8 protein-coding genes are annotated in these 6392 nt (G+C 64.1%); 4 read left to right on the top strand and 4 right to left on the bottom strand.

All coding sequences use genetic code 11. The features are described 5' to 3' along the window. Window positions 1–226: 226 nt before the first annotated feature. The gene (locus VK804_RS13240; protein WP_325371271.1) at window positions 227–1033 is read right to left on the bottom strand and encodes an enoyl-CoA hydratase/isomerase family protein; all 807 of its coding nucleotides are present in this window, start codon (window positions 1031–1033) and stop codon (window positions 227–229) included. A gap of 125 nt (window positions 1034–1158) precedes the next feature. Here VK804_RS13240 and nthA point away from each other — a divergent pair, with 125 nt between their 5' ends. From nthA to VK804_RS13225, 3 genes are read left to right on the top strand one after another with little or no spacing between them, the layout of a single operon-like run. Next, complete coding sequence (gene nthA / locus VK804_RS13235; protein ID WP_325371270.1) at window positions 1159–1788, top strand: nitrile hydratase subunit alpha; 630 nt, start codon at window positions 1159–1161, stop codon at window positions 1786–1788. Continuing rightward, a complete protein-coding gene (gene nthB, locus VK804_RS13230) occupies window positions 1785–2444 on the top strand; it encodes a nitrile hydratase subunit beta (RefSeq protein ID WP_325371269.1) in 660 nt (219 codons plus the stop codon). Before nthA ends, nthB begins: the two co-directional genes overlap by 4 nt. Then, window positions 2441–2821, top strand: a complete 381-nt coding sequence (locus VK804_RS13225) for a nitrile hydratase accessory protein (protein WP_325371268.1) — start codon at window positions 2441–2443, stop codon at window positions 2819–2821. Before nthB ends, VK804_RS13225 begins: the two co-directional genes overlap by 4 nt. Here VK804_RS13225 and queC read toward each other — a convergent pair. Beyond that, window positions 2818–3534, bottom strand: coding sequence for a 7-cyano-7-deazaguanine synthase QueC (queC, locus tag VK804_RS13220; RefSeq protein ID WP_325371267.1), 717 nt, complete (start codon window positions 3532–3534; stop codon window positions 2818–2820). The genes VK804_RS13225 and queC overlap by 4 nt on opposite strands. Window positions 3535–3663: 129 nt before the next feature. On the opposite strand from queC, the gene mazG reads away from it, so the two are divergent. Beyond that, window positions 3664–4476, top strand: a complete 813-nt coding sequence (mazG, locus tag VK804_RS13215) for a nucleoside triphosphate pyrophosphohydrolase (RefSeq protein WP_325371266.1) — start codon at window positions 3664–3666, stop codon at window positions 4474–4476. Window positions 4477–4495: 19 nt separating this feature from the next. On the opposite strand, the gene hflX is transcribed toward mazG, so the two are convergent. Together hflX and hfq are read right to left on the bottom strand one after the other, a co-directional pair. Next, entirely contained in the window at window positions 4496–5875 is a 1380-nt protein-coding gene (gene hflX, locus VK804_RS13210; protein WP_325371265.1) for a GTPase HflX, read from the bottom strand. A gap of 11 nt (window positions 5876–5886) precedes the next feature. Next, window positions 5887–6135 carry an RNA chaperone Hfq gene (gene hfq, locus VK804_RS13205; protein ID WP_325371264.1) on the bottom strand — a complete coding sequence of 83 codons (249 nt, stop codon included), beginning with the start codon at window positions 6133–6135 and terminating at the stop codon, window positions 5887–5889. Window positions 6136–6392: the final 257 nt, after the last annotated feature.

Genomic DNA, 6392 nt, shown 5'->3' with positions numbered 1-6392 from the left:
TCATGGCCCTGATAGCCCCATGCGGACGCGCCGGTCGAAAACAGAAGGCAGAGCAGGCAGCTGAGCGCGAACAGCAGTCTCGACATCGATTGCTCCCGTTCGGTCTATTTCGGATTGCAATTGGGGCACAATGCAATCAGGCGCGCAATGGCCTGACCCGCGTCACCCAGTCTACTTTGCATGGGGTTGTTTTCGCGATTTTGTTCAGGCGCTGCGGAGCCTCGTTCTAACGCCCCCTGAAGCGCGGCTTGCGCCGTTCGAGGAAGGCCGCGACGCCCTCCTTGTGGTCCTCGCTCAGGCTTGCCAGCCCGAATTGGTCGACGTCCATGTGGCTGGCGAGGTCGTCGAGCGCGTGCGCGAGCCGATTGACGGTCAGTTTCGTCATCGCCGCCGACAGCGGCGGCTGGGCCGCCACCTTCGCGGCGAGCGCCATTGCCGTGTCAAAAGCCTTGCCGGGATCGGCCACCTCCTCCACCAGGCGCCATTCGTAGGCTTCCGCAGCCGAAATGCGCTGGTCGGCCAGGATCACCGCCTGCTTGGTCCGCGCCGGTCCGATCAGATGCAGCATGCGCGGCACGCTCTGCCAGCTCATGTTCATGCCGAGCCCGATCTCGGGGACCCGCAAATGGGCGTCGCGGGCCATCACGCGGAAATCGAGCGCCACCGCCAGCGCCACGCCGCCGCCGATGCAAAATCCTTCGATCGCGCCGATGGTGATCTGCTCCATCTCCTGCCAGGCCTGGGTCAACCGCGGCCCCAACTTGAGGTGCCGGCGCAGCGCGCCAAGGTCCATGTCGCGGCGCGCGCGGCCTTCGGGGTCCTTCAGGTCGAAGCCGGCGCTGAACGCCTTGGCGCTGCCGGCGAGCACCACGACCGAGGTGTCGGCGTCGTCCTCGAAGCCGCGCGCGGCATCGGTGAGCTGGCGCAGCGCTTCCGGCGACAGCGCATTGATGCCGTCGCCGCGATCGAACCGCACCACCGCGATACGGCCCTCGGGACCGAGGCCCCTTTCGATCGTCACAAAATCTCCCACGTCGCACCTCCCTGCCCGTCATTTTCCGAAACGATAGCGCAGAAATCGCCGGACTACATCACGCGGGCTGCGCTTCCGCCCCAACATCTCGACATCAGCAGTCGAATGCGGCTATCTTCAAGCCCATGACCGACCACGATCACAATCATCACGATCACGACCATTCGGAATTGTCCGAGATGGAGTTGCGGGTGCGCGCGCTGGAGACGATCCTGGCCGAGAAGGGATATGTCGAACCGGCTGCGCTGGACGCCATCATCCAGGCCTACGAAACCAAGATCGGTCCGCACAATGGCGCGCAGGTCGTCGCAAAGGCCTGGTCGGACCCCGTTTTCAAACAGGCCCTGCTGGCTGACGCCACCAAGGCCGTGGGCAGGCTCGGCCATGTCAGCCGGGTCGGCGATCATCTCGTCGCCGTCGAGAACACCGCTTCCCTGCACAACATGGTCGTGTGCACGCTATGCTCCTGTTATCCCTGGGAGATGCTGGGGCTGCCTCCGATCTGGTACAAGGCCGCGCCCTATCGTTCCCGCGCCGTCAAAGATCCGCGCGGCGTACTCGCCGACTTCGGCGTCAGCTTGCCGAAGGAAACCGCGATCCGGGTGTGGGACTCGACCGCCGAGACGCGTTTTCTGGTGCTGCCGATGCGGCCCGCAGGCACCGAGGGCTGGAGCGAGCAGCAGCTCGCTGATCTCGTGACGCGGGACTCGATGATCGGCACCGGATTTCCGAAGGCGCCGGGAGCGCCGTCGTGAATGGCGTGCACGACATGGGCGGCATGGACGGTTTTGGCAAAGTCGAGGCTGAGCCGAATGAGCCGATGTTTCATACCGAGTGGGAAGGCCGCGTGCTGGCGATGGTGCGCGCCATGGGCGCCGCCGGCGCGTTCAACATCGATGCCTCCCGCTTCTATCGGGAGGCGTTGCCGCCCGAAGTTTACCTCACGAGTTCATATTACAAGAAGTGGCTGCTCGGGCTCGAAGACCTGCTGAGGGAGAAGGGCTACATCGCGGCCACCGAAATGGCCGCCGGCCATGCGATCGAACCGCCAAAGCCGCTGAAGCGCGGCAAGTTCACCGTCGCTGACGTCGAGCGCGTGATGGTGCGCGGCAAATTCGCGCGCGAGGCGGCGAAGCCGGCGCAGTTCAAGCCGGGCGATCGCGTTCGAGCGAAAAACATTCATCCCGCGACTCATACGCGGTTGCCGCGCTACGCGCGCGGCCATGTCGGCATCGTCGAACGCAACCATGGCTGTCAGGTGTTTCCGGATTCGGCGGCGATGGATGCCGGCGAGAATCCGCAATGGCTCTACACGGTCGTGTTCGACGCGGCCGAATTATGGGGCGCGGATGCCGACCCGACCTCGAAAATATCCATCGATGCGTTCGAGCCATATCTGGAGCCGGCATGATGGATGCCGCTGCCGAGATTGCGACCACGGCCCTGCCCGGCATCCCCCGCGACGACGATGGCCCGGTGTTTCGCGAACCCTGGGAGGCCCAGGCCTTCGCGATGGCACTCGCGCTGCATGGGCGCGGGCTGTTCACGTGGAAGGAATGGGCTCAAGCGCTCGCCGAAGAGATCAAGCGCGCCCAGGCGAATGGCGATCCTGACACCGGCGAGACCTATTATAGGCATTGGCTCGCGACGCTGGAGGGACTGATATCGGCAAAGGGGGTGGCCAGCCCCGCGACCTTGCACCGCTATCGCGATGCCTGGGATCACGCCGCCGACCGCACCCCGCACGGTTCGCCGATCGAATTGAAGCCCGAGGATTTTGCGGCCTAAGCGGACGTCTCGACGTATTGCCGCCATCCCTTGGCACGCAACGCGCAGGCCGGGCATTTTGCGCAACCGTAACCCCAGTCGTGCCGCGCGCCGCGTTCGCCGAGATAGCAGGTATGGGAGTGCTCGCGGATCAAATCGACCAGCCCTGCCCCGCCGAGTTCATCCGCAAGCTGCCATGTCCCGGCCTTGTCCAGCCACATCAGCGGCGTGTGCAATTCGAATTGCGTGTTCATGCCGAGATTGAGCGCCGTCCGCAGCGCGCGGATGGTTTCGTCGCGGCAATCCGGATAGCCCGAATAATCGGTCTCGCACATCCCGCCGACGATGTGACGGATGCCGCGCCGGTAGGCCAGCGCCGCCGCAAAGGTTAAAAATACCAGATTGCGGCCGGGCACGAAGGTATTGGGCAGACCGTCCGCCCCGATCGCAATTGCGACATCGCGCGTCAGCGCGGTGTCGGAGATTTCGGCCAATGTTGGAATTTTCAAGGTGTGGCCTTCGCCGAGCTCCGCGGCCCAATCCGCGCGCAACGATTTCATGCCGTCGACGAGATGCGCGCGACACTCCAGCTCAATGGCATGGCGCTGCCCATAGTCGAAACCGAGGGTTTCGACGCGCCCGAAACGCTGCAGCGTCCAGGCGAGGCAGGTCGCGGAGTCCTGTCCCCCCGAGAACAGCACCAGCGCGGTTTCGGATGGCGATCGGTCGCTCATGGCGTGCCCTTAGCACTCATCGATCGGGTGGCCAATCGGTGGAAAAGGACGTCCGGGACGGCTCGTTCCTCTGGGATGGCAGCGCCTCTTCCGGCATACAGGCCCGATGTTGTTCAGCCCAGGTGCACGATGACCCCTTCCCGCGATATTTCACGCCTGCTCGAAATCATGGCCGCGCTGCGAACGCCGGGCAGCGGCTGCCCGTGGGATCTCGAACAGGATTTTGCGACGATCGCGCCCTACACCATCGAGGAAGCCTACGAAGTCGCCGACGCCATCGCGCGCAGCGATTTCGACGATCTCAAGGACGAACTCGGCGATCTCCTGCTGCAGGTGGTCTATCACGCCCGCATGGCGGAGGAGCAAAATGCCTTCGCCTTCGGCGACGTGGTGGAAGCCATCACGCGGAAGATGATTCGCCGGCATCCCCATGTGTTCGCCGACAAGGACGGCAACATCCAGCCTGCCGGCGTCAAAAGCGCCTGGGAGCGCATCAAGGCCGAGGAGAAAGCCGAACGCGCCGCGCGGCGCCCGCCCGAAGACGCGCCCAAGTCGCTGTTGTCGGGCGTCAAAGCCGGACAACCGGCGTTGTCACGCGCGATGGAATTGCAGCGCAAAGCATCAAGTGTGGGCTTCGACTGGAACGATCCGCGCGCCGTACTGCACAAGATCCACGAGGAAGCCGACGAGATCGAGGCCGCGCTCGATCGTGGCGATGCCCGGGAACTCGCAGGCGAAACCGGCGATCTCCTGTTCGCCTTGGTCAACCTCGCCCGCCACGTCGGCGCCGATCCGGAAATGGCCCTGCGCGGCACCAACGCAAAATTCGAACGACGGTTTGGCTATATCGAACGGGCGCTGGAGTCGCAAGGGCGCTCGTTGCAAAACGCCTCGCTCGCCGAAATGGATGCGCTTTGGGACGAAGCGAAGGGCAAGGAGTGAGTCGCGCATTTGACCGCGATCACGCCACGTGCGGCACCGCATCGAAGCGGTTGACCACGATGTCGCGCTTGGTCGCGTCGACGCGCACGGTCATGTCGAAGCGGCCTTCATGAAGCTGCTTGGTCAAAACTTCGGCGTTGCGGTGCAGCCAGCTTATCCCGGCACCGTCGGAGGCGTCGATCGACAGGTCGAGCGTCGTCCGCGTTGCTGCCAGCCGCTGCTCGATCGCCGCCAGCAGCGCGTCGATCCCCTCCCCGGTTTCGGCGGAAACCAGGAAACACGGCCGATCCGGCGGACGTCGCGCGGCGATATTGCGCAGGTTTTCGCGCGCCTCGGGATCGAACCGGTCGATCTTGTTCCAGACTTCGAGAATGCGCGCGCCCGCATCGGGATCGATGCCGAGCTGGCGCAGCACGGCATCGACGTCGCGCTGCTGTGCTTCGGCGTCCTCGTGGGAAATGTCGCGGACGTGGAGGATGATATCGGCTTCCAGCACTTCCTCCAGCGTGGCGCGAAACGCGGCCACTAGTTGCGTCGGCAGGTTGGAGATGAAGCCGACCGTGTCCGATAGCATCGCCTTGCCGCCATGCGGCAGCTTGAGTGACCGCAAGGTCGGGTCCAGCGTCGCGAACAGCATGTCGGCGGCCTGCACATCGGCGCGGGTCAGGCGGTTGAACAGCGTCGATTTTCCGGCATTGGTGTAGCCGACCAGCGCCACCACGCGATACGGCACCCGCTGCCGGCCGGCGCGATGCAGCCTTCGGGTGGCCTGCACCTTCTTGATTTCGTCCTCGAGGCGCTTGATGCGGTCGCCGATCAGCCGGCGGTCGGCTTCGATCTGGGTTTCGCCGGGCCCCCCCATGAAGCCAAATCCGCCGCGCTGGCGCTCCAGATGGGTCCAAGACCGCACCAGACGCGAACGCTGGTAATTCAGATGCGCGAGTTCGACCTGCAGCGCGCCTTCCCTGGTCTTGGCGCGGCGGCCGAAGATCTCCAGGATCAGCCCGGTGCGGTCGAGCACCTTGGTGTTCCAGGCCTTTTCCAGATTGCGCTGCTGGATCGGCGACAGCGCGCAATCCATCACCACCAGTTCGATCTCGTGCCCGGTGATCAGCCCCACGATCTCCTCGACCTTGCCCTTGCCGAGATAGGTCGCGGGCCGGATCTGATTGACCGTGGCGATCAACGCGTCGGCGACCGAAAGGTCGATGGCGCGCGCCAGCCCTTTGGCTTCCTCGAGCCTGGCCTCAGCATCGCGGACGGCGCAACTATCCGTTTGCGCCTCGGGGTCGCCGCGGCGCATGCGCAAATAGGGGCCGATGACAATCACCCGCCCGGTTGCTTTACCCCCTGCCGACCGCGGACGGTCGGCACCCCGTTCCAGATCCCGGGGTTCCAATCAGATCACCCTCAAGCCGGAGCATCCTCGCCGCCTTCGAACAACTGGATCGGAGCGCCCGGCATGATGGTCGAGATCGCGTGCTTGTATACAAGCTGCGAATGACCGTCGCGCCGCAGCAGCAGGCAGAAATTGTCGAACCAGGTGACAATCCCCTGCAGCTTCACTCCATTGACCAGAAAGATCGTCAGTGGCGTCTTGGTTTTGCGAACGTGATTGAGGAAGGTGTCATGTAGGTTTTGTGCGCGGTCTGCCGCCATTGTTTTTTGTCCCGCAGTCTCTTGTTTGCTTCTTTTTATTGAACCAGGCGCAGCTCTCTTGAGGAGCGTCCCCCGGTTGCCGCCCTTCCCCTGAGATCCCCCTCCGGGCGCGCGGCGGCATGATTAGAGGGCAGGCGCGGTTTTTAGGCAAGCCAGTTCGCGCATCCGCTGCACGGAAGACGGGCGCAATTCCCAGTAAAACTCAGAAACAAATGAAATTCCCAAGCAAATGCATGAAATCGACGCCGCAGGCCGGC

This window comes from Bradyrhizobium sp. (genome assembly GCF_035484855.1).
Classification (GTDB): Bacteria; Pseudomonadota; Alphaproteobacteria; order Rhizobiales; family Xanthobacteraceae; genus Bradyrhizobium.
Note: the sequence above shows the minus strand (reverse complement) of the source record. Positions and strands in the feature narration are given on the sequence as shown.

What these genes read in the sequence shown, in the direction of transcription:
- nthA (WP_325371270.1), top strand. Translation starts at nt 1,159, where the DNA reads ATGACCGACCACGATCACAATCATCACGATCACGACCATTCGGAATTG.
- hfq (WP_325371264.1), bottom strand. Translation starts at nt 6,135, where the DNA reads ATGGCGGCAGACCGCGCACAAAACCTACATGACACCTTCCTCAATCAC.
- mazG (WP_325371266.1), top strand. Translation starts at nt 3,664, where the DNA reads ATGACCCCTTCCCGCGATATTTCACGCCTGCTCGAAATCATGGCCGCG.
- VK804_RS13225 (WP_325371268.1), top strand. Translation starts at nt 2,441, where the DNA reads ATGATGGATGCCGCTGCCGAGATTGCGACCACGGCCCTGCCCGGCATC.
- queC (WP_325371267.1), bottom strand. Translation starts at nt 3,534, where the DNA reads ATGAGCGACCGATCGCCATCCGAAACCGCGCTGGTGCTGTTCTCGGGG.